Raw genomic sequence first — 24076 nt, 5'->3', positions numbered from 1 at the left:
CAAAGTTGATTTATTAATGGTGTGAAACTAAATGCTTATTCAGCAGCGTTATCTGCAACTGGTTCGGTCAGTTTCATGCCACATTTAGAACATTTGTCGTTCAATTTTCCTTGAACTTCTGGATGCATCGGACAACTGTACATTTTTTCAACCATCATTTTTTTGGAAGAACCGTTGTTCATCATCGAAGAATCATTTTTCATTGTTGTAGAATCGTTTTCCATCATTTCTGAATTGGTTGAGTTTACTTCTTTAGTTTTTTGGTTGCAAGAAACCGTCATGAAAGCCATTACAATAGCTGAAAGAATTATTTTTTTCATCTTTTTCCTTTTAAATTAATGCTAACTATAAAATTACAATAAGTTTATTGCTAGAATGTTACACAATTAATTGTTTAATTTGCGTAATTGACTTATCGAATTATTGGATGGTTTATACAACGTTTAACTTTTTTTAGTGCAATTAAAAAAGCCATTCAATACAATAATTGAATGGCTATCTGTAAATTGAAAAAGGTTTTCTATCAAATTATAATTCTAATAACTTGTCCCATTTTATTAATCATTTCAATACTTACGCCTTGATTTTCGTCTTTATCGTTGGCTAATTTAGAAACCGATTCTACATCGGTAGCTTTTGCACCATCAATTGTGAGAATGATGCTTCCGTTTAATTCATTTTGATAAGGTTTTAATCGGTCATTAGTAACGTCTTTAATTTTTACACCATAGTCAATCTTGAATTTCTTTTTGTCGGCAGCATCAATATTTTCTAATTCCAATCCTTTAAAATCGGTATTGATTACATCGTTTTTAACCAAACTCACAGGAATAATTTGATTTTTACCATCGCGAATAATTGTGACTTGAATTTTGTCGTTTGGACGTTTTGTACTTATGTACCCAGTCAATTCAGGATAAGTAGCAATAGGTTGGTTGTCTAGTTTTATAATGACATCGCCTTTTTTCAATCCGGCTTTTTCTGCACCCGAATTTTTAATAACACTAGATATATAGTAGCCTTGCGTTTGTTTAATACCTAATTCTTTGGATGTTGGACCGTTTAATTCGCTTCCAACTACACCAAGAACACCGCGTTGCACATTGCCAAATTCCATAATATCTTCAATAATTTTTCTTGTAACATTGCTTGGTACAGCAAATGAGTAACCCACGTACGAGCCAGTTTGAGAAGAAATCATGGTGTTAATTCCAATCAATTCGCCACGAGTGTTAACCAAAGCGCCACCAGAATTTCCTGGATTTACGGCAGCATCTGTTTGAATAAACGATTGAATTCCGTTGGTGTCAAGATTTCTAGCCTTGGCCGAAACAATTCCTGCGGTAACTGTTGAGGTTAAATTGTATGGATTTCCAACTGCCAATACCCATTCGCCAACTCGCACTTGATCGGAATCGGCAAAAGTAGAATACGGTAATTTTTCGTCAGCATCAATTTTTAAAACGGCAATATCCATTTTGGCATCGGTTCCAATAAGTTTGGCTTTGTACACTTTTTTGTTATTCAAGGTCACTTCCAAATCGGATGCATCCTTAATAACGTGGTTGTTGGTAACAATATATCCATCTTCAGAAATAATCACACCCGAACCAGTTCCTACTTGTTCTTGTTGTTGTCCGCCGCGACCTGAACCATAAAAATATTCCATAATAGGATTATAAACAGTTCGTACCGATACATTTTTTACGTGTACAACAGTGTGCACAGTACTTTCGGCAGCACTAGTAAAATCTATGTTTTCGGCTTTCATTCCAACCGTAGTTCCATAATTTTCTGATGCCTGTGTAATGATGGATTTTTTTCCATAATCTTTTTCTACAAATAATTTATAACCGCCAAGTGTTGTAGCACCACTTAATAAGGCAACCAAAAATAAACTCGAAAATCGTTTCATAATCATTTTGTTTTTACGTTATTTGATAGTAAAATTATAGAATTTTAGCATTTAAAAAAATGCTTTAACGCTCGTTTAACACACTTTAACTTCTCATTAATATTTGTAACTTTGTATTTCAATAAGACATTAAAATGCAAATTAAATTTTATAAATACCAAGGAACAGGAAACGACTTTGTGATGGTTGACAATCGTGAAGGTTTTTTTCCAAAAGACGCCGTTCAACTCATTGAAAAATTGTGTGATCGACGTTTCGGAATTGGAGCTGATGGATTAATTTTGTTAGAAAATCATCCAGATTATGATTTTAAAATGGTCTATTACAATTCCGATGGAAACGAAAGTTCTATGTGTGGCAATGGCGGTAGATGTCTTGTGGCTTTCGCCAAAAGTTTGAATGTAATAAAAAATACCACTACATTTATTGCTACAGATGGTTTGCATCATGCAACGGTTTTAGACAATTGGGTGGTTTCACTTCAAATGAAAGACGTAGCTACTGTAAAAATTGAAGAAGAATATGTTTTTTTAAATACGGGTTCACCACATCATGTGACTTTGGTAAATGATATAGAAAATCACGATGTTAAGACTATTGGAGCAGCAATTCGATATTCAGATTTGTATGGGAAAGCAGGAAGTAATGTTAATTTTGTAAGTCAGATTTCAGAAAATCATTTTAGACTGCGAACTTATGAACGAGGTGTTGAAGAGGAAACATTTTCTTGTGGAACTGGTGCAACAGCTGTTGCAATAGCAATGCATGCTATCGGTAAGACTACTTCAAACATTATTAATTTGGATGTTGAAGGCGGAAAACTAAAAGTGACTTTTGAGAAGAAAGGAATGGAGTATTGTAACGTTTTTTTAGAAGGAAAAGCAACTTTTGTTTTTGAAGGTGCAATAGAAATTTAAAATGATAACATTAAAAGGAACCAACATATACTTGCGCGCACTCGAACCAGAAGATTTAGAGTTTGTCTATCAACTAGAAAACGATGAAACTATTTGGCATGTTAGCAATACACAAACGCCTTACAGCAAGTTTTTAATTCGGCAGTATCTAGAAAATGCGCATCAAGATATTTTTGAAGCCAAGCAATTGAGGTTGGCTGTATGCAAAAATAGTACTTCTGTAGCTATTGGTTTAATTGATTTATTCGATTTTGATCCTGTAAATAATCGTGCAGGAATAGGAATTTTAATCCAAGACGAAACCCATCGCGGTAATGGAATAGGGAAGGAAGCATTGCAATTATTAATCAATTATAGTTTTAGGCAGCTTCAATTGCACCAACTTTATGCAAATATTGGTGTTGATAATGAAGCAAGTTTAAACCTTTTTGCTACATTTGGCTTTCAAAAAATTGGCGTAAAAAAAGATTGGATGTACAACAATAATTCCTATCATGACGAAGCCGTTTTTCAATTAATAAACGATCAACATTAAAAATAATATTGTTTTGAATAAAAAAATAAAACTCCTATTGACTATTGGTTCGGCACTTTTCTTTATTGTTGCTGGCTTTGTTTATTTTAATTTCTTTTTGGATAATACTAAGTTTTCAAAAGAGGAATTTTATGTAGAAATCCCAACTGGTTCCAACTATGAGGCTGTAAAGAAAATTGTATCTCCTTATATAAAAAACATAAAAGGATTTGAGTTAATGGCATCGTTACGCTCGTATGATAAAAATGTAAAATCGGGACGTTTTTTATTTAAAAAAGGAATGGGAAATTATGGATTGGTAGCCTCTTTAAGACGCAATATTCCTGTAAATTTAGCTTTCAATAATCAAGAACGATTGGAAAATATTGCGCAACGCGTTGGTTCGCAAATAGAAGCCGATTCTCTACAGTTGATTACTGCTTTTAGAGACACTGTTTTTTTAAAGAAAAACGGATTTACAAAAGAGAATGTTATTTCGGTTTTATTGCCCAATTCCTATGAGTTTTATTGGAATACATCGGCAGAAAAATTTAGAGATAAAATGCTAGAAGAATACACGAAATTCTGGAATAAAGACCGATTGTCTAAAGCAGAAGTACTAGGGTTGACACCAACAGAGGTTACAACATTGGCCTCAATTGTACACAAAGAAACTGTAAAAGCAGACGAACGACCTAGAGTTGCTGGTGCTTACTTAAATAGATTGGAGCAAGGAATGCCGTTGCAAGCTGATCCAACTGTAATTTATTCATTAAAGTTGCGTGATAATGATTTTAATCAAGTGATAAAAAGAGTTTTATATGGTGATTTGACCATAAGTTCCCCATATAACACTTATGTAAATCTTGGATTGCCTCCAGGACCAATTGCGCAACCAGATATTAATGCTATTGATGCGGTTTTAAATCCAGAAAAGCATGATTACATCTATTTTTGTGCTAGTGTAGAACGATTTGGCTACCATGAGTTTGCTTCTACATATCCGCAGCATCAAGTTAATGCAAAAAAATATGCCGATTGGTTGAATGGTACAGGAACAAAAAGATAAATTGTGAAAACGATACATAGTATTTTATTTTTTTTAATTTTGAGTTCCAGTTTTGGATTCTCACAAGCGTCTGTAGATTCTTTTTTAAAACCATCAGATAGTTTAAATAAGCCAAGAAGAAATGGTTTAGTAATTTCTGAAATTGTATTAGCATCGGGAACTTTAATTGGATTAAACCAACTTTGGTATTCTGATTATCCTAAATCTAATTTTCATACTTTAAATGATAATGACCAATGGCTGCAGATGGACAAAGTAGGTCACATTTTTTCATCCTACCAATTGGGAAATTATGGTGCTCAAGCACTAAAATGGAGTGGGAGCAATAGAAAAAGTCAACTTATTTATGGTGCTACTTTGGGATTTGTATTTCTATCTACAGTTGAGGTTTTCGATGGGTATTCATCACAATGGGGTTTTTCTGCTGGCGATATTGCTGCAAATGCTAGTGGTACTGCGTTGTACGTTTCGCAAGAATTGCTGTGGAACGAACAACGAATAGTTCCTAAATTTTCTTTTCATACTACAGCTTATGCTTCTGCAAGACCAAGTGTGCTTGGTAGTTCATTATCAGAACAGATTTTTAAAGATTATAATGGTCAAACCTATTGGTTTTCTGCCAATGTACATTCTTTTTTTAAGCAATCAAAAGTTCCAAAATGGATTAATGTGGCTGTTGGTTATGGCGCAGAAGGAATGATTACTGGAAAAGACGAATTGGTAAACACCGTTTTCTTTTCGGAGAAGCAAAGAACGCGACAATTTTACCTAAGTTTGGATGCCGATTTGACAAAAATTAGCACAAAATCACATTTTTTAAAGACTTTTTTCTCTGTTTTTAATTCGATTAAAATTCCAGCTCCAACCTTTGAAATCAATGGATTAGGACGCGTTAAATTTCATTATTTATACTTTTAATAACCATAAGTATCTGATTTTCAATTTTATTTAAAAAAATGTTGTATATTTGCACCGTCAATATCAAGATGGTGACAGCACTTGGAATATACATTTTATGATAAATAGATGGTCGTTTTATATAGGAATCGTTATGGTTGTTGGTTTTATAAGTTCTGCTTTTAAACCACTTGAATCTTTAAATCATAATTGGTTTTATGTAAGCGAAAATGAAGAATTGTTGTATCAATTTCCTTCAGAAAAACCTTCAGACTACATTAATAAATCAATCCCTTTTATTGGAAAATATTTTATAGGATTTAAGGAAGCAATTGCTTTTAAGGAATCTCAAGGAAAATATGGTATGGTTAATTCTCTTGGTTATTTAGGAAAATATCAATTTGGCGCCTCTGCTTTAGCATCAATAGGTATTAACGATAGTGTTAACTTTTTAAGAAATCCACAACTTCAAGAACAAGCTTTTATAGCATTGTTAAAAATAAACAAGTGGGAATTGCGCGATATTATTAAGGAATACCGCGGAAAAGTTATTGATGGTGTTCGAATTACAGAATCGGGTATTTTGGCTGCTGCACATTTGGGTGGCGCAGGATCGGTTAGAAAATTTCTTACTAGCAATGGTAGAAAAAAATGTAAAGATCATTATGGTACTTCTGTAAAAAGCTATATGAAAGAATTTGGAGGATATGAAACTCACAATATAAAAGCAGATAGTAATGTTAGCTTAAAATAAACTTGTGTACTAGTATAAAAAAAACCATTCTGATGAATGGTTTTTTTGTTTTTGCTTTTTAATTCATCTTGTGAATTATAAATATTGTTGGTCTGTTGTGTAAGTCTATTGTTGTTTTTTTCCAATTGGCAACGGTGTAGGTTTTTATATATTCTGTAGGAAGTGTTATGTCTGTTGCTATGCACAAATGGGTGTTGGGTTGTAATGTTTGCAATAAATCTTCCAATAATTTATTGTTTCTGTAAGGTGTTTCAATAAATAGTTGCGATTGATTTTTATCTTGAGATAGTTTTTCGTAATTTTTTAGTGCTGCTTTTTTTTCTGATTTATCTATTGGCAAATATCCGTTAAAGGCAAAACTTTGACCGTTCATTCCAGAACCCATCATTGCCAGTAAAATGGAAGATGGACCAACTAGCGGAATCACTTGTATTCCTTTTTCGTGTGCTATTTTTACAATTGCTGCGCCAGGATCGGCAACTCCAGGGCATCCAGCTTCACTCATTAAACCAATATTAATTCCTTGAAGACAAGGTTTTATCATTTCTATATGGTCTGCAACTTCGGTATGTTTGTTTAACGTACTTAATACTAGTGATGATTGTACTTTTTCTGGGTAAATATTTTTTATAAATTTACGCGCTGTTTTTTCATTTTCTACAATGTAGCAGTCAATAAATTCAATAGCTCTTTTAACGCTTTGCGGCAACACATCGTCTGGATTGCTTTCGCCAAGAGTGGTTGGAATTAGGTATAGTTTTCCTATCAAGTTTGCTGGTTTCATTAGGAATGTTTCTCGATTAATTTTTTGGCTAAAAGATCGGTTGCTTCGTCTAGCATTTCATATACCATATCAAAGCCATTTTGTAATCCATAAAAAGGATCGGGAACATCTACATTATCACCGGGAAAAAGTTCGTTTAAAATTAATTGTACTTTACTTTTGTGTGTTTCGGTTTTTGCCAAGGAAGTTACGTCGTCATAATTGGAACCATCCATTACAAAGATGTAATCAAAGGTATCAAAATGCTTTGGTGTAAAGAGTTGACCTCGCTGGTTTGTAATGTCTATTCCGTTTTTTTTGGCCGTAGTAATAGAACGTTCATCGGGTTGTTTTCCTATGTGCCAATGACCAGTTCCGGCTGAATCTACAATAAATTTATCTTTAGGAAGTTTGGATGCCAAGATACCTTCTGCCAATGGAGATCGACAAATATTACCTAGGCAAACCATTAAAATTTTAACGGACATAATATAATTCTGTTTCTTATTTTACTACTGTTTGCAAAAGTAAGAAATACCAATAACTATAGTGATAATTTTTTGTGAATATCTTCAACAAATTTTTTGAACTGCTTGTCTGTTGCAACAAGATTATCAACTGTTTTACAAGCGTGCAACACTGTTGCGTGATCTCGATCTCCAATTTGTGATCCAATATTTGCTAATGATGCTTTTGTAAATTTCTTGGCAAAAAACATGGCTAGTTGTCTTGCTTGAACCACATGACGTTTTCTAGTTTTAGATTGTAATGTGTCTAAATCTAATTGAAAATAATCGGAAACTACTTTTTGAATGTAGTCGATAGATATTTCGCGTTTTACATTTTTAACAAATTTCTCAACAATACTTTTTGCTAATTCTAGTGTAACTTCTTTTTTATTGAAAGACGATTGTGCTATAAGTGAGATAATCGCACCTTCAAGTTCACGAACGTTAGATTTAATATTTTGAGCTACATATTCTACTATTTCGTTGGGCATTTCAACACCGTCACGATAAAGAATATTGTTTAGTATAGAGACTCTAGTTTCATAATCTGGTTGGTGCAGCTCGGCAGATAAACCCCATTTGAAACGCGATAACAAGCGTTGTTCAATATCTTGCATGTCAACCGGTGCTTTGTCTGACGTAAGAATTACTTGTTTGCCGTTTTGGTGCAAGTAATTGAATATATGAAAGAATACATCTTGCGTTCCTGTTTTTCCAGATAGAAACTGAACATCGTCAATGATTAACACATCTATCAATTGATAGAAATGTATAAAATCGTTACGGTTATTTTTCTTTACAGAGTCAATATATTGTTGTGTAAATACTTCGGCAGAAATATACAAAACTGTTTTTTCGGGATATTTATCTTTAATTTCAACACCAATAGCATGTGCTAAGTGTGTTTTTCCTAGTCCAACACCGCCAAAAATTAACAGTGGGTTGAATGATGTTCCGCCCGGTTTATTGGCAACGGCCATACCTGCCGAACGCGCTAATCTGTTAGAATCACCTTCAAGGAAATTGTCAAAACTATAATTTGGGTTTAGTTGCGATTCAATTTTTAAATTTCTAATACCAGGAATTACAAACGGATTTTTAAGTTCTGGATTTAGGTTTTTAAAAGGAGCGTCAACTTCTTGTGATTTTATTGGACTACGATGAGCAGAGGGCAATTGTTCTGTAAAAGGTTGTTTGTTGCCATAAGTGTTCTCCATTTTAATTTTATAGAGTAACTTTGCATTTTTTCCAAGTTCTTTGGTAAGGGCAACTTTTAATAATTTTACATAATGTTCCTCAAGCCATTCATAAAAAAATTTACTTGGAACTTGAATGTATAATGCGTTGTCTGACAGTTCAACTGACTTGATAGGTTCAAACCAAGTTTTATAGGCTTGCTCTTGAATATTATCCTTTATAAAGGACAGACAGTTTTCCCATACCGATTGCGCAGTTTTGTTCATATTATTGTTAAAATTACTAATTTATTTAAAGGTTCTCTTACAAAAGAAAAAGGGATTTCTTTGTTGTTTTTTGGGTTAACAAATATGTGAACAATTTTCCTTAAAAAAAAATTAAAAGGTATTGATTTTTTAAAATTTTTGTTGTAAAGAGAATGTTAACAATAGATAAAAAGCAAATAAAATAGATGAACGGACACGAAGTAGAAGTAAGAGTTAGATATGGTGAAACCGACCAAATGGGAGTAGTTTATCATGGTAGTTATGTGCCTTATTTTGAGATAGGAAGAGTAGAATGGCTAAGAAATAAAGGGGTTTCATATAAAAAACTTGAGCAAAGTGGCATTGCACTTCCTATTGTTTCAATGCAGTTAAATTATAAGAAACCTGCTAGATATGATGACTTGTTAACCGTTACTACAAAATTGCATAAGTATAGCGGTGTAAAGATAGAATTTGATTGTGAAATTCGTAACGAAAACAAAGAGTTATTAACAACTGCGCATTTTATATTGGTTTTTATTGATACAAAAAACGGAAAACCTATTGTTCCGCCTCACTATATTTTAGACATACTAAACCAATAATTATTTTTTAGTTTTTATATCAATTTCAAATAAATTATTAAAAATGTCGACTACTTGTTCGGCATTTTTTTTTCGGGTAGCGAGTTCTATTTTACAACTTTCATTCATGGTTTGCGAAATGATTTCTAGGTTTTTTTCTTTAATTACTCGCATTACTTTATTCATGTTTTTGTAATCAAACGATACTATATAATGTATGTTGATTGTTTTTTCAATAATTTCTGTTGTTTCCAATGCCATTTGTGCCGAAGTTCTATATGCAGTAATCAATCCGCCAACTCCCAATTTTATTCCGCCAAAGAATCGTACTACAACAATTAAAATATTGGTAAGTCCAAACGACTGAATTTGTCCATAAATTGGTGCGCCAGCTGTATTGCTTGGTTCGCCATCATCATTGGCTCTAAACTGAATTTTATCGGTTCCTATTTGAAAAGCGTAGCAAAAATGAACAGCACCATAATGTTGTTTTCTTAAATTGTCTAAATGTTGTTTAATTTCTGCTTCGGTAGTTACTGGAAATGCGTAGCCAAAAAACTTGCTGTTTTTTTCTTTAAATAAAATCTCTTCCGATGGTGCGGCAATGGTTTTGTATGTATCGTTCAAAGTAAGAAGTACGAAGTGTGATAGATTAAAGAGGTAATTGTTTTTGAGTAAACAAATCGACTACATCTTCTTGTCCTACTTTTAAATTCCAAACGTGAAGACCTATGCTTGCTGCGGCATCTGTATTTGTTTTTTTATCATCTACAAACAAAGTTCGTTTGGGTGATAAATCGTGTTTGTTTACAATATAGCTGTAAATTGTGGCATCGGGTTTTCTCATTCCCATTTCATAGGAGTAGTAAACTTTTTCAAAACATTGATAGAAATCGCTAAAAAAGGATACGCCAACATTGTGTTCAAATCTACTGATGTGAATTTCGTCGGTATTGGTTAACAAAAACAAACGGTATTTATGAGAAAGTAATTGTAAAAATTCTAATCTATATAAAGGAAATTCACCAATAATAGTGTTCCAAGCTTCGCGAATTTCATTAATACTTGCGTTTGGAATAAATTTATGAAATGCTTCAATAAATTGTAGTTCGGTAACTTTACCTTTTTCGAATAGATCGTTCATTTCAATAAGTTCTTCATTAGGTTCGTTTAAACCTAATTTTTTGAACGCTTCTACTTGAGCCTCTTTTTCTAAATTGATAAAAATATCGCCAAAATCAAAAATTATAGTGTCAATCATGATTAAAAAATAGTATAAGTTCGTCTGTTAGAATTTGTTGCTTCTGTGTATTCCTTATTTTGATATTTGGGGCTTTTACACCTTCGTTAAAAGAAATTGGTCCTTTAAAAATTCGCGCTTCATCCCAAAAATCCGCATCAATAAACGTTTGTAATGTTTTTCTTCCTCCTTCAACTATAACCGATTGAACATCATTATTGTATAGATACTTCGCGATTTGAGCAGCAATAGTGTTATTGAAATTAATGTTGTCTTTTAAAATTGAAAGAGTTCTAGCCTGATTATCAAAGATATGACTTTCTTTTGGAATTTTATTATTTTGGTCTAAAACTATTCTTATAGGATTGGTTCCTGTCCAATCTCTTACTGTTAAAGTTGGATTATCGTCTAGAACGGTTTGGGTTCCTACCAAAATTGCTTGTTCTTCGCTGCGCCATTTGTGAACCAATTGACGAGAAAATTCGTTGGTTATCCAAACAGGTTCTTTTTTTTCTTTAGAAATAGGTGCTATAAATCCGTCTTGACTTTCGGCCCATTTCAGTATAATATAAGGACGTTTTTTATTGTGAAACGTAAAAAAGCGTTTGTTTAGTTCGTTACATTCATCCTCAAGAATTCCGACAGTGACATTTTTTCCAGCTTCAAGCAGTTTTTTAATTCCGCTTCCGGATACTTTTGCAAACGGATCAATGGTTCCGATAACCACATTTGGAATTTTATTTGCAATAATTAAATCGCAACAAGGCGGTGTTTTTCCAAAATGGCTGCACGGTTCTAAACTTACATAAATTGTTGATTTGGAAAGTAATGTTTTGTCTTTTACCGAATTTATAGCATTGACTTCGGCATGAGATTCGCCCGATTTTCTGTGCCAACCTTCGCCGATAATGCTATCATTATATACAATAACGCTACCAACCAACGGATTAGGATAGGTTGTGCCCAAGCCATTTTTGGACAATTGGATGCAGCGTTTTATGTAAATTTCTTCCGTTGATTTCATTTTTTGCCTAAGGTTGTCAGGAACGCTATTAAAATTGCTGTTTTATTTTTGTTTGTGGTTAGCGTTTCATGTGTTTTCACATAACAAAAGTACTATTTTTGTATTATAATTTTATAATTCAAAAGCATTTGATTTTTTGAATTTTGAATATCCAACATGGAATAATGAATAATGAATTTTTAGAAATGACAATTAGAGAAATACAACCTAACGATAACGAACAAATTGCCAATGTAATTCGTCAAGTATTTATATCAGATGATTATCCAAAAACCGGAACAGCATTTGCCGACGAGCAATTGGATTTTATGTGTGAAACCTACAATAAGCCAAAGTCCATTTATTTTGTAGTACAAGAAAACGGAAAAATTATTGGTGGAGCAGGAGTGAGCGCTTTAGAAAACAGTAAAGAAAATATTTGTGAACTGCAGAAAATGTATTTTCTAGAAGAAGCGCGTGGCAAAGGAATTGGACATGAAATGATTTTGAAATGTCTCGAAAAAGCAACCGAATTTGGTTATGAAAAATGCTATTTAGAAACACTTCCCGAAATGCTAAATGCTCAAAAATTATACAAGAAAGTTGGGTTTGAATATCTTTGCGAACCGTTGGGTGGTACAGGACATACTAGTTGTCCGGTGTGGATGATTAAAGAATTGTAGGTTATGAAAAAAAGTATTTTATTGATTTTGATTTTGTTTAATACTAGTTTACTTTCTGCTCAAGAATGCAATTATATTGACAACTATTACCCATTAATCTTTAAAGCTCAAATTTTTTATTTAGAAGGGAAAAACGAACTTGCCTACACCTCGATAAAAGAGGCCGAAAAATTTTGTCCTTTATTGAATCAATCCTCAATATATGAAATTGACATTTTGGCTCAAGTGGCAATCGCATTAGATAAAAAGGAAGAAGCTTTAAATTGTATAGAATTACTTGTAAAAAACTATGGCTATAAGTTTAGTTATTTTGAAGAAGACCCAATTTATACTACTTTAAAAGAAAATACCAAATGGAAGATTTTAAAGGCTACTAGTGATAGCATCTATCAAGACTATTTGAAAACTATAAATTTTGATTTAAAAAATGAATTATCAATAATGACTTCAGAAGATCAGCGTGTTCGTCAACAGCCCATAAATTTTGATGAAATGTTGAAAGTTGATACTAAGAATGAAAACCGATTGAAAGAGATTATTGCCCAATATGGTTATCCAAACGAAAAATTAATTGGAGCATTCAATTTTGAAATTAATAAGGCGGATATTAGCACCATGATATTTCATTTGAAAGATGTAGCATATTGGAAACCTATTTTTTTAAATTTAATCAAAAAAGGTGAAGCACCATTTAATATTTATGCCAACCTGGTAGATAGCAATCAGAGAACAATAGGAATGTTTATTTATAAAATTTATGATAACATTAGTTCTGATAAAATTATTGACGTTGATAATTTGGATAATCGCAGAGTTTCTGTTGGATTGCGAACAGTTGAAATGCAGCATCGAATGATGGAATTAAAAAAAATAAAATATGGATTTTAAAATAATTCGATGTTACTAAAAACATACAAAACTACATTTCTTCAAGAACTTTCTCCTTTATATGATGCAATGGAAATTGAGAGTTTCTTCTATATTGTATTGGAACAATTTCACAATAAAAAGCGAATTGATTTGGCTTTGAATCCAGAAATGGAAATGGATGCTTTGCAATTGTTGCGATGGGAAAGTGTTTTGTATGATTTGAAAAAGGAAAAACCAATACAATATATATTAGGTGAAACAGAATTTTATGGATTACGATTTCTGGTAAACGAAAACACATTGATTCCGAGACCCGAAACAGAAGAATTGGTTGAATTGATTATAGAAGAAAGTCAAAAGACGAAAATTGAAAGTTTAAAAATTTTAGATATCGGAACTGGAAGCGGTTGTATTGCTATCTCATTGGCTAAAAATCTTATGAACGCTGAAGTTTCTGCCATTGATGTTTCAGAAAAAGCGTTGGAAACTGCAAAAAGAAATGCTGAAATTAATTCAGTAAATGTACATTTTATTTTAAAAAACATTCTGGAAACAGAAGATTTGGAAGAACAATACGACATTATAGTTTCCAATCCACCTTATGTTAGAACTCTTGAAAAAGCAGAAATTAAACCTAATGTTTTAGAATTTGAACCCCATTTGGCTTTGTTTGTAGAAGATGATGATGCGCTACTTTTTTATAGAAAAATTGCCCAATTGGCCAAGAAGAATTTATCTAAAAATGGATTGTTGTTTTTTGAAATCAATCAGTATTTAGGCAAAGAAACTGTTGAATTGCTTGAGGAAATGGGATTTAAAAACATCTTGTTAAAGAAAGATATTTATGGGAACGATAGAATGATTCGAAGTACGAGGTAAGAAATACGAGGTACGAGGTTTTAAAAAATACGAGGTAAGAAATACGAGGTACGAGGTTTTAAAAAATACGAGGTAAGAAATACGAGGTATGAGGTTTTAAAAAATACGAGGTTTTAAAAAATACGAAGTAAGAAATACGAGGTAAGAAATACGAGGTACAATAAGTTGAAACGGTATGAAGTGTTTAATAAGTAAATAGTAAGTTATAATTGATATGAAAACCAGGACTAAGAAATTTACAATTGATTGTGCAATTTTGTGTTCGAAATTACCAAATTCTAGAGAATATAATGCTTATGTTAATCAGCTTATTAGGTGTTCAAGTTCTGTTGGGGCTAATTATAGAGCATCTCAAAGAGCAAAATCATCAGCTGATTTTATCAACAAATTAAAGATTGTGGAAGAAGAAGCTGATGAAAGTAATTTTTTTCTTGAGATTTTATTGGAAATAAATAAAAATCAGGAGATAAAAGATGAAATGAATATGCTCTTAAAAGAAGGTAATGAAATTTTAGCTATTGTAGTTGCATCAATAAAAACAGCAAGAAATAATCAAAATTCAAAATAAAAACAGCAAATCATTAACCTTTCAAGATTTTGTGCCTCGTACCTCTTATTTCGTACCTCGTACTTAAAAAAAACTATTCATATCTCAAAGCCTCAATAGGATCAAGTTTTGATGCTTTAATCGCTGGGTATAAACCTGACACTAATGCAACTATAAAACTTGTAATTACTGCAGCCATAATTGCACCCCAAGGAATTACAAAGCCAAATTCCATTAGTGAAGCCATTAGCCAACCAATTAATATTCCGAAAATAATTCCGACGAAACCACCAATTTGACCAATTAGTAATGTTTCCATAAAAAATTGCCATGCAATTGTTCCGCGTTTGGCACCAAGAGATTTTCTTACCCCAATTTCACGCGTTCTTTCGGTTACAGAAACAATCATGATGTTCATTAAGGCAATCGATGAACCTAGAATGGTAATGATACCAATTATCCAAGCAGAAATGCTTAAAACGCCAGTCATTTCGGCTATTCTATTTACTAAATCGTCGCTTCTTGATATTCCAAAATTGTTTTCTTGAACAGGACTTAATTTTCTAATTTGGCGCATAGTAACTGTTGCATCGTCTACTGCCGATTCTAACAATTCTTTTTTATCTACCATTGTACTAACAGTATAATTGATGCTTGGCGCCGAAAATAGAGAACGTGCAACTTGTATCGGAATTAAAACTCTCATGTCTTGATTGTTTCCAAAAGTGGATCCTTTTTCTTTTAAAACGCCAATAACTTTAAATTTTGCTCCGCGAATAGTTATTATTTTATCAAGAGGATTGACGTCTTTTAGCAAACCTTTGGTTACAAAATCGCTACCAACAACACACATATAAGCATTGTTAGAAATGTCAAAGCCATTAAAATTTCTTCCTTGAACTACTTCAAAACCATTATTGCTGGTGAAATATTCGTCAACACCAAGAACGGAGATTTCTGGATCGGTTTTTTCGTTTTCAAATTTTACTTCGGCTGTTCCGGTTGCAGTAAATGAAAGTGACGTGTGGGTAAAAGGATATTTGTATTTTTCTTTATAGGCTTTGGCTTGCGGATAGGAAATGATTGGATTGATTTTTTCAATTTCGCCACCACCTTGATTTCTGGTTGTAAATTCGTATTGGTTGATGCTAAAAGTGTTGGAACCCATGGAGGCAAATTTAGAATTTAGCGTGTTGTCAATAGCCGAAACAACCGTTAGAATTCCAACCAAAGCGGTGATTCCAATTGCGATGATGACAATGGTAAGTATGGTTCGTAGCAGTTGCGCGCGTATTGAACCTAAGGCAATCTTGATATTTTCTTTAAAAACTCCTTTCATAATCACTATTTGACACGAAATTACACTTTTTGTTACAAGTTTGTGTTATAAGAATTACAAAATAGTTGAAAAAGTTTGATATTTGCACCATAATTATAGATATCAGATTTTAGACATCAGATATCTAATATTCAAAATCTAAAATCTAATATTAAAAAATGGCATCTAAACCAAGCATTCCAAAAGGCACACGCGATTTTTCACCTGTTGAGGTTTCTAAACGTAATTATATTATTTCAATAATGCGAACTCATTTTGAAAAATATGGCTATCAACCTATAGAAACGCCAAGTTTTGAAAATTCAGATACACTGATGGGAAAATATGGAGAAGAAGGTGATCGATTGATTTTTAAGATTTTGAATAGTGGTGATTATTTGGATAAAGTTTCATCGGAAGAATTACAAACTATAAACTACAAACAATTAACAGGAAAAATTTCTGAAAAAGCATTGCGTTATGACTTAACGGTTCCGTTTGCTAGATACGTAGTGCAACACCAAAACGAAATTGAGTTTCCGTTTAAGCGTTATCAAATTCAACCTGTTTGGCGTGCCGATAGACCACAAAAAGGACGTTTTAGAGAGTTTTTTCAATGTGATGCCGATGTGGTTGGTTCGACTTCGTTGTGGCAAGAAGTAGAGTTGGTGCAATTGTACGATTCGGTTTTTGCAGAATTGGGTTTGAATGGTGTTACTATAAAAATCAACAACAGAAAAATATTATCGGGAATTGCTGAAGTCATTGGCGCATCAGATAAACTAATTGATTTTACCGTTGCCTTAGACAAACTTGACAAAATAGGTGCGGATGGCGTTAAGAAAGAAATGCTAGAAAAAGGGATTTCTGAAGAAGCATTGGTAAAAGTACAGCCGTTATTTAATTTTACTGGAAGTATTGAAGAGAAAATAGAAAAACTTTCGGCGCTACTTTCTTCATCAGAAGAAGGAATGAAAGGTGTTGAGGAATTGCGATTTATTTGCGATAACGTTTCAAAACTTGGATTACAAAAGGCGGTTTTGGATTTGGATGTAACATTAGCACGAGGATTGAATTATTACACAGGAGCAATTTTTGAAGTTGCTGCGCCCAAAGGAGTTGCCATGGGAAGTATTGGTGGTGGCGGACGATATGATGATTTGACTGGGATTTTTGGATTGAAAAATATGAGTGGCGTTGGAATATCGTTTGGCTTGGACCGTATTTATTTGGTTCTTGAAGAATTGAATTTATTTCCAGAAACGGTTACCACTTCTACTAAAGTGATGTTTTTAAATTTTGGCGAAAGCCAGGCATTTGAAGCGATGCAAACCATAAAGAAACTTAGAGGTTTAAATTTTAAAGCCGAAATGTATCCTGATGCTGCTAAAGTAGAAAAGCAGTTTAAACATGCAGAAAGAAGAGGAATTCCGTTTGTAGTTAAAGAAATTTTAGACGGAATGTTTACTTTAAAAAACATTACATCTGGTGAGCAAACGGAGGTAAGTTTTGATTCTTTAATTGAAAAAATAGGGTAGAAGTATTTATTTTTTTTATGGGTATAAAAATAAAAAGCTCCGCAAATTGCGGAGCTTTTTGGCGTCAAATCAATCATTTAAACCCTAATTAAAAACGATTTTACTTGTAGTGTCACCTTTGTCTGTTCTTACTTTTACTATGTAAGTTCCAGCGGTTAATTCTTTTATTGGTAATTGGATGTTTTGTTGGCTTTGATCTTTCACATCAAAACTTTTAACCATTTGACCTAACATATTGAATAGTAACACTTTTTCTACTGTAGTATCTGCCACATTGTTTTTGATACTTAAAATATTTGTTTGGTTAGCAAAAGCTACATTAATTCCGTTTAATAAATTGAAATTAGAATTGCTTAGTGCAGTACTGTTGTCTTTGAATGTCAAAGAGAAACGATTTTCTGTTAATCCTTGAGGAAGTTCAACAATATATTCTTGATTTGTAATTTCGTGGTAAACACCATCTGTATTATCAAGAATAAATAATCTTTGGCTGCTATCAAAGTTTTCAGTTCCATCAACCATTATTTTTACTTCACCCAACACATTTGTCTTAATACCTATCGGGTACACGTTATTAACATTATAGTATGATTCACCTTCAATAGCTAGTTTAGCACCAGTATTTATAAAATAAATATCATTTAATTGGTTGTCAATGTTTACTCCATCATATCCATAATCTAGTGCACTTGTTGCATATTGCTCCATAAATCCTAAAAGAATTTGTCTGTGATAGTTGTCTTTAGAAGTTAAACCTAGACGTACTCTTGTAAAATTATCTACTACAGTTGGAGCGCCTAAATTATTACTAAAGTGGTCAACAGATAAAAGACCTGCGCTTTTAAACAATGTTGTTGAAGCAGCATCAGTTTCTTTTACAAACAATCTTTGATCGTTATTGAACGTTATTGTTCCACCAGTTCCAGAACCTACAACGAAGAATCCTTGTCCTACAGGAATGTATTGTTTAGGTACTTTAACACTTGTACCCACACCTGCAATTCCTGCTGGCGCTGTAGGAGGCGTTCCACCTGTTAAGTTTCTAACAGAATAACCACCTTGATAATTTACAAGTACATGAGTATTGTTAGTACTAGACTGTTCCCAGAAATATAAAGATCCAGTGGTTGATGCACTGTTAGCTCCAATAAAAAGACTTGCGTCTAATGCTGATGCATAAGGATTACCAGTAAGATTTAAATTATTAGCAGGAACTGTTGTTGTTATAAGACCATTGTTAGGTTTTCCTACAAAAGTATAGTTTTGATTAGCAGAAGCTGTTCCACTTCCTTTTAGTGTAAATCCTTGAGCTGGGTTTAATGTTCCAGTAGAACCAACAGTTTGCCAGTTTGCATAACTATTACTTAAATTTTGGAATTTAAATATCCAATAACTACTTAGTGTAATAGGACTTGTTGGGCTTCCATTTACTCCACCTGTCCAAGTAATGTTTTGTGGAGTACTTGTTGTTCCATCTTTAAATACACCATCAACAGTATACGTATTATTATTTGTTGTATTATTTATAGTTCCTACAGGAGAAGACCAATAGTTGTAATTGAATAGATTTTTAGATCCTTGTTGATCTCTTTCCATTGAACCAGCACTTGTTGGGTCTAAGTCACTGTTTATTGTTTGAATTAATTGTGATTTTCCTTGTAAGTCTATTTTTGCGTCTAATTTTAAATAATGCGATACTAGGATTGATGAATCATTGGATGCTGATAAAGTATTTGAATTTACAAATAACCCTAAAAGCGTTTTGTTTCCATTTGAATCAACATTATTGGTTGTTTTTACAATATTCCAATCAATAGGTGTTGTTCCATCTACTATAGATAAACTGTATGGTAAATCTTGAATTGCACCGTTTAACCAAGTTGTAGTAGCAGACCAAGCTCCATTAGTTGAACTTAAATAAGGCATTGGAGCAGTTTGTAAACTGATAGATATTTTATCTGGAATTACTAAACTACCTCTATTTGTATTGAATGAATCATCGTCTAGGTGTGTACCAATGTAAGAATTCATTGAGTAATAAGCATAAAGATTAGACCATAACAAACTACTAACATCATTTTTAGTAACTGTTGAAGGAATAATAGTTCCTTTAGATCCAGTTCCGTTTTGAGCAATTTCTTGATTCATTAAGAAGCGAATTTCAGTAGGAGTAACAACTCTGCTCCACATTCTTAATTCGTCAATATCACCTTTAAAAAGATTATTTATAGTTAATTTATCTACATATTGACCACCAATACTAAAGTTACTTACAGATCCTACAGGACCAACAGCGATAGTTGCAGTTATGTCTAGGACACCATCAATATACATTTTTAATGAATTGGCACCATAAGTTACAGCAATATTATGCCATTTTGCATTTGGTATAGCGGTATTGGTTATTGCGTTAAATGTTACACCAGCAACGGTCCATTCCATTCTTACTTTATTATCGTTTTGTAAAACCAATTGGTATCCAGAAAGCGCAGAAGCTTTTTTAGCTAGTATTGTTCTTTCATTGTTAAGAGTATTTGCTCCGTTTGGTCTTATCCAAGTCATTATTGAGAAAGTAGAACTAATTTCGTTGGCATCAGCAATTTTAACAAAGTCATCAAAACCGTCTAATGTAATGTGTAATGGGTTTACCGCTTGATGTGCAACTCCAAATGATATGTATTTAATACCATCAAAGTCATACAAACACGTTTGATTAGCTCCAATAGTTGACATAAAAATTGTTTCAACACCAGTTGTGAAAGCGGCATTTGTTGCTACTACCATAACGTAAGCATCTGTTGCGCCAAGTGCAGGTAAACCACTAACGAAAGACGCTGTTGGTATTGCTACTCTTGTAGTGGCCACATCGCCACCAGTTTCGACAACTTTCCATTTTCTACTTACAACTTCTGTAATTGTAGTAATTGTAGTAGGACCAAGATCTATGTTTAAATTCACATTAGAATCAGTCATTGACAATCCGTTTGCACCCCAAGTTAAATAACTTTTATCAGTTGCAAAAGTATTTGTATTGGCAGAGTTTGTAGCGAAAATATCACCTAAACCAATAGTTAACACTTCTGTTGTATTGATGCTTTTAGATTGTTTTTGAGAGTGTTGTGATGCATCGTCTCTAAAAATACCAGCAATGTCATAATTAAATCCACTTTCAGAAGTTGGATTCCATACAACAGTACCACTAGAATTTTCATAGTTCATTGTTGTACCGTTAACTCCTAGCGTAATTCCATATTTTAAAGCTAAATAAGATTCAATTCTTCTTCTTTCTGAAGTATCGTTTTTTCTGTTAGAAAAAGTAATTACTTCGGCAATTCTTCCACCAAAGCTTCCGCTCCATATTTGACTTCTACCAAGCCAAAATCTTCTGTTTCCAAAGTTAGCAAACTGAGGTGCACCAACTTCTAAATTATCGATTCTGTTGGCATTGAAATATAATTCTTGACCTGTTAATGCTGTATTGTTTCTTGAACTTAAAATGCTAATTGCATTAGTATAAGTTGCTGTAGTGCTAGATTGTGAAATTCCATATCCTCTTAAATTTACAGCAGGATTTGGAGTAGGACTAGAGCCGTGGCAATAGCTAACAACTTCGTTATCCATTCTAATTGTATATTGACCGTATCCAAAACCTGTTCCATCATTATCGTAAGGATTTACAGATTGAGAACAGAAAATATCGGTACTTGGCGTTGCTGCTCCATAAGTAGATGGACTATCGTTTACTAAAACTATATATTGTTCGTTGGTGTAAAAACCACTAGTTGCATTAAGTTCTGCTTTATTGGTTAATCCAGTAAAGTCACTTACAGATCCTGCAGGAGTATTGTTAAAATTTACTACAGGGTTAAAATTAATGTTATTTGATGTATTGTTTCTGTAAGAAGGTCTGTTAGTAATTGACGCATTTGTATCATCAATAACCGATGCATCATTTCCTTTTCCTATATCTTCCCATTTATTAACTACTGCATTATCTGCAACAACTCCTGTGCCGTCAATTTTGTCAGCTCTTAACCATGTTTCTAGATTGGTAATTACACCTCCAGGACCTTTAGTTATAGTGTTGTAAGTTGTTCCAGTTATTGATAAATTGTCTAAGTAAAAAAATCTACCACTATTTGTTAAGTTTGAAGTAAATTGAAATTGACTTGTTGCTGCGAAAGTTGAAGTTGTAGCGTAAATTGTACCAAAAAACGCATGGTAAGAACCAATGACATTCATGTCTTTTAGTCCAGATCCGGCACTACCTATAGTATAAGTTCTAACATCTACCCATGCAGCTGCTGTACTTGGTCTGTATTGAAGTGTTACACTTTCACCAACATTAGCATTAGCTCTTAAAAAGAATTTAACGTCTACTTTATTGTATCCTAAAGTACTTATTCCGGCAATTGGCGATGTTAAGGTCATGCCTGAATTTCCTCTAAAACGAGCTGAATTTGAGCCTTGGTAAGGAGCAGTACCGCTTTGACTTACATTGGCGCCAGCAGTCCAAGTTCCAATTCCGCTTTCGAAATTCTCGGAGTATAAAACTGTTTGAGAAAACGAAGCCAAAGGAAACAATACTAATAAAAGTATTAATTTAATTGATTTTTTTGTTGAAGTAAAATTTTTCATAATTCTTAGGGATTAACTTATGATTCTTTTTTTAAAGCAATAAGAATTTACAGATTCTTACTATTCTTTAATTTGACTTAACAAAAGTAGCATTGTAAATCAAATAAAAAAAATATTTTATCGACAAAATGCATTAAAAATCGACAAAATACATTTAATTATATTTTAATAGTTATAATTCTTACAAGAATACTTTGAATTTATATTTTGGTTGTAGTTTTAATTCGATGTTTTTATACAAATAGTTGGATTGAATTAAAATTATAGGCTTCACTGTAAATAAAAAAGCCATCAGTTGTGATCTGATGGCTTTAGGTTTGATTTATTTAGTATTTTTTATCGTTTGATAATTCGGATGGTTTTTACCATTTCACCGTTAGAAATAATCATAGAATAAACGCCACTTGGATAAGAACTTCCTATTGAGGTTGTTTCTAAATCGTTCGCATCTATCATTTTGGTTTCAATTATTCTTCCTGTTAAATCATATACTGAAATAGAAATTTTATCTTTTATCAAGTTTTCTGATTTAATTGAAAAGCTATCACTAAATGGATTAGGATATATTGAAATGTTTAATTCTTGGTTTGTGTTTTCTTCTAAAGTTCTAGCAGAAATACCAGGTTTAAGAATAGTACATATTTGCCCGAAAGGTCCAAAATTAAGTTGGTTACTGATTTTGACACTTACTTGAACAGAGTAAGTTGATCCAGCAACTAATCCTGTAAAATTATTTAATGTAAATCTGTTAGACGCAGTATCGAAAGTAGCATCATAACCGGCACCATTAAATAATCTAAAACGATATACCACAGCGTTAGCTACATAATCGGCATAAATTAATTCTGAAGTACTTGCAACTGTGTAGTTATTACATTGTGATTCTTTCAATTGAGTCGTTGGATATGCAGGACTTGTTATGTTGCAAGGTGCATTATATTCTAGGAAAGTACCATCAATATTTCTTAAAGCTACTTCAACTCTGTAAGTAGTGCCATACAATATACCAGTCAATTGCGTTAAATTAAATTTATTTAAGCTTTGCGTTGTAACTTGTGCAGTTCCAACTGGCTGTAGTGAAGCGTCTAGTTGCGTTACTCTAAAACGATAAAGCGATATATTTGGGATAACTGTAGCAGTAATCCATTGATTAAAAGCTGAAAGCGTAGTTCCGCATTGACTTCCAATGGTACTAACTGGGTTAGGAGTGTTTACATAACAAGCTGGACCATAGAAAGGTTGCCATACATTGTTGTATTTTACTGCAATTTCAACTTGGTATTTTGTGTCATAAGTTGTTCCAACTACATTAGCCAAAGAAAGATTGTTAACTGGTCTATCATTAATAACAGCTGCTGCTAGTGGTAAATTAGTTATTTTATCAATTTTTGTTATTTTAAATCTGTAGCCTTGAGCAGTATTTATTGGAGTTGCATTTATTACATTGTACCATCCTACTAAAGTCGATCCGCATGAAGCTGTAGCTAATGAACTTACTATTGGCGTACAAGAATTATCTATAATACCATTACAATCATTATCTAAACCATCATAACAAACATCAATTGCTCCTGGGTGAACATTTGCATTAGCATCGTCGCAGTCTGTTCCAAATCCAACATAACCAACAGGTTGTGTACATGAAGATACAGACATACTAGGATTACCATAACCATCACCATCTAAATCTTTATAATAAGTGTTTAGTGCATTTAGAGCTGAATTGGTATCATTACAATCAGTGTTATTAGTCACATAGCCAATAGGTTGCGTACAAGATTGTGTTGAAACCAATGGATTTCCAAAAGTATCACCGTCTAAATCTTGGTAAAAAGTAATTAAAACATTTGCAGAAGCATTGTTGTCATTACAATCAGTGTTGTTAGTTACACCGCATGCTACTTGAGTTGTTGAACCAAATCCGTCAGCGTCTAAATCGGCATATTGAATTTGAGAATCGTTACAATCAGTGTTGTTAGTTACATAACCAATAGGT

At 32.9% G+C, this 24076-nt stretch carries 22 protein-coding genes; 11 read left to right on the top strand and 11 right to left on the bottom strand.

Going from position 1 to position 24076, the window contains the following annotated elements:
* Positions 1 to 35: 35 nt before the first annotated feature.
* Both ACH2CG_RS08840 and ACH2CG_RS08835 read right to left on the bottom strand, forming a co-directional pair.
* Positions 36 to 320 carry a heavy metal-binding domain-containing protein gene (locus ACH2CG_RS08840; RefSeq protein WP_395064284.1) on the bottom strand — a complete coding sequence of 95 codons (285 nt, stop codon included), beginning with the start codon at positions 318 to 320 and terminating at the stop codon, positions 36 to 38.
* Between the two features lie 203 nt (positions 321 to 523).
* The gene (locus tag ACH2CG_RS08835) at positions 524 to 1915 is read right to left on the bottom strand and encodes a trypsin-like peptidase domain-containing protein (RefSeq protein WP_395064282.1); all 1392 of its coding nucleotides are present in this window, start codon (positions 1913 to 1915) and stop codon (positions 524 to 526) included.
* A gap of 134 nt (positions 1916 to 2049) precedes the next feature.
* Here ACH2CG_RS08835 and dapF point away from each other — a divergent pair, with 134 nt between their 5' ends.
* Genes dapF through ACH2CG_RS08810 form a run of 5 tightly spaced genes read left to right on the top strand, consistent with a single transcriptional unit; the run spans position 2050 to position 6066 of the window.
* Complete coding sequence (gene dapF / locus ACH2CG_RS08830; protein WP_395064280.1) at positions 2050 to 2832, top strand: diaminopimelate epimerase; 783 nt, start codon at positions 2050 to 2052, stop codon at positions 2830 to 2832.
* Between the two features lies 1 nt (position 2833).
* A complete protein-coding gene (locus tag ACH2CG_RS08825) occupies positions 2834 to 3367 on the top strand; it encodes a GNAT family N-acetyltransferase (RefSeq protein WP_395064278.1) in 534 nt (177 codons plus the stop codon).
* Between the two features lie 13 nt (positions 3368 to 3380).
* Positions 3381 to 4415 carry an endolytic transglycosylase MltG gene (gene mltG, locus ACH2CG_RS08820; RefSeq protein WP_395064275.1) on the top strand — a complete coding sequence of 345 codons (1035 nt, stop codon included), beginning with the start codon at positions 3381 to 3383 and terminating at the stop codon, positions 4413 to 4415.
* A gap of 3 nt (positions 4416 to 4418) precedes the next feature.
* Complete coding sequence (locus tag ACH2CG_RS08815; protein WP_395064273.1) at positions 4419 to 5333, top strand: DUF2279 domain-containing protein; 915 nt, start codon at positions 4419 to 4421, stop codon at positions 5331 to 5333.
* A 49-nt stretch (positions 5334 to 5382) separates the two neighbouring features.
* A complete protein-coding gene (locus ACH2CG_RS08810; protein ID WP_395064271.1) occupies positions 5383 to 6066 on the top strand; it encodes a peptidoglycan-binding protein LysM in 684 nt (227 codons plus the stop codon).
* Positions 6067 to 6124: 58 nt separating this feature from the next.
* On the opposite strand, the gene ACH2CG_RS08805 is transcribed toward ACH2CG_RS08810, so the two are convergent.
* The 3 genes from ACH2CG_RS08805 to dnaA are packed head-to-tail and all read right to left on the bottom strand — an operon-like array spanning position 6125 to position 8801.
* Positions 6125 to 6850 (bottom strand): SAM-dependent methyltransferase, encoded by a 726-nt coding sequence (locus ACH2CG_RS08805; RefSeq protein ID WP_395064269.1) that lies wholly within the window; start codon positions 6848 to 6850, stop codon positions 6125 to 6127.
* Positions 6850 to 7317, bottom strand: coding sequence for a low molecular weight protein-tyrosine-phosphatase (locus tag ACH2CG_RS08800; RefSeq protein WP_395064267.1), 468 nt, complete (start codon positions 7315 to 7317; stop codon positions 6850 to 6852). Before ACH2CG_RS08800 ends, ACH2CG_RS08805 begins: the two co-directional genes overlap by 1 nt.
* Positions 7318 to 7373: 56 nt before the next feature.
* A complete protein-coding gene (gene dnaA / locus ACH2CG_RS08795; RefSeq protein WP_395064265.1) occupies positions 7374 to 8801 on the bottom strand; it encodes a chromosomal replication initiator protein DnaA in 1428 nt (475 codons plus the stop codon).
* 185 nt (positions 8802 to 8986) lie between these two features.
* Here dnaA and ACH2CG_RS08790 point away from each other — a divergent pair, with 185 nt between their 5' ends.
* Positions 8987 to 9385, top strand: coding sequence for an acyl-CoA thioesterase (locus tag ACH2CG_RS08790; RefSeq protein WP_395064263.1), 399 nt, complete (start codon positions 8987 to 8989; stop codon positions 9383 to 9385).
* Here the strand turns inward: ACH2CG_RS08790 and ACH2CG_RS08785 are convergent, their stop codons facing one another.
* The 3 genes from ACH2CG_RS08785 to ribD are packed head-to-tail and all read right to left on the bottom strand — an operon-like array spanning position 9386 to position 11628.
* Entirely contained in the window at positions 9386 to 9991 is a 606-nt protein-coding gene (locus ACH2CG_RS08785) for an IMPACT family protein (RefSeq protein ID WP_395064261.1), read from the bottom strand. It abuts the gene before it with no gap.
* Between the two features lie 25 nt (positions 9992 to 10016).
* Entirely contained in the window at positions 10017 to 10625 is a 609-nt protein-coding gene (locus ACH2CG_RS08780; protein WP_395064259.1) for an HAD family hydrolase, read from the bottom strand.
* The gene (ribD, locus tag ACH2CG_RS08775) at positions 10618 to 11628 is read right to left on the bottom strand and encodes a bifunctional diaminohydroxyphosphoribosylaminopyrimidine deaminase/5-amino-6-(5-phosphoribosylamino)uracil reductase RibD (protein ID WP_395064257.1); all 1011 of its coding nucleotides are present in this window, start codon (positions 11626 to 11628) and stop codon (positions 10618 to 10620) included. The genes ACH2CG_RS08780 and ribD overlap by 8 nt, the downstream gene beginning before the upstream one ends.
* Positions 11629 to 11792: 164 nt before the next feature.
* On the opposite strand from ribD, the gene ACH2CG_RS08770 reads away from it, so the two are divergent.
* The 4 genes from ACH2CG_RS08770 (at position 11793) to ACH2CG_RS08755 (ending at position 14607) form a co-directional block, all read left to right on the top strand.
* Positions 11793 to 12290 carry a GNAT family N-acetyltransferase gene (locus tag ACH2CG_RS08770; protein WP_395064256.1) on the top strand — a complete coding sequence of 166 codons (498 nt, stop codon included), beginning with the start codon at positions 11793 to 11795 and terminating at the stop codon, positions 12288 to 12290.
* Between the two features lie 3 nt (positions 12291 to 12293).
* Positions 12294 to 13178: a DUF6624 domain-containing protein gene (locus tag ACH2CG_RS08765; protein ID WP_395064255.1), complete on the top strand. Its 885-nt coding sequence runs from the start codon at positions 12294 to 12296 to the stop codon at positions 13176 to 13178.
* Between the two features lie 9 nt (positions 13179 to 13187).
* The gene (prmC, locus tag ACH2CG_RS08760) at positions 13188 to 14039 is read left to right on the top strand and encodes a peptide chain release factor N(5)-glutamine methyltransferase (protein ID WP_395064253.1); all 852 of its coding nucleotides are present in this window, start codon (positions 13188 to 13190) and stop codon (positions 14037 to 14039) included.
* A 214-nt stretch (positions 14040 to 14253) separates the two neighbouring features.
* Positions 14254 to 14607 (top strand): four helix bundle protein, encoded by a 354-nt coding sequence (locus ACH2CG_RS08755; protein ID WP_395064251.1) that lies wholly within the window; start codon positions 14254 to 14256, stop codon positions 14605 to 14607.
* Between the two features lie 73 nt (positions 14608 to 14680).
* Here ACH2CG_RS08755 and ACH2CG_RS08750 read toward each other — a convergent pair whose 3' ends face one another.
* Positions 14681 to 15925 carry an ABC transporter permease gene (locus tag ACH2CG_RS08750; RefSeq protein WP_395064250.1) on the bottom strand — a complete coding sequence of 415 codons (1245 nt, stop codon included), beginning with the start codon at positions 15923 to 15925 and terminating at the stop codon, positions 14681 to 14683.
* Between the two features lie 158 nt (positions 15926 to 16083).
* On the opposite strand from ACH2CG_RS08750, the gene hisS reads away from it, so the two are divergent.
* Entirely contained in the window at positions 16084 to 17442 is a 1359-nt protein-coding gene (hisS, locus tag ACH2CG_RS08745) for a histidine--tRNA ligase (protein ID WP_395064248.1), read from the top strand.
* Positions 17443 to 17526: 84 nt separating this feature from the next.
* Here the strand turns inward: hisS and ACH2CG_RS08740 are convergent, their stop codons facing one another.
* Both ACH2CG_RS08740 and ACH2CG_RS08735 read right to left on the bottom strand, forming a co-directional pair.
* On the bottom strand, positions 17527 to 22080 hold the full coding sequence (locus ACH2CG_RS08740) for a LamG-like jellyroll fold domain-containing protein (RefSeq protein ID WP_395064246.1): 4554 nt from the start codon (positions 22078 to 22080) through the stop codon (positions 17527 to 17529).
* Between the two features lie 336 nt (positions 22081 to 22416).
* The coding region (locus tag ACH2CG_RS08735) for a T9SS type A sorting domain-containing protein (RefSeq protein WP_395064244.1) at positions 22417 to 24076 on the bottom strand (1660 nt) is incomplete at its 5' end.

The sequence above is a fragment of the Flavobacterium sp. genome, assembly GCF_043778725.1.
Taxonomy (GTDB): Bacteria; Bacteroidota; Bacteroidia; order Flavobacteriales; family Flavobacteriaceae; genus Flavobacterium.
Note: the sequence above shows the minus strand (reverse complement) of the source record. Positions and strands in the feature narration are given on the sequence as shown.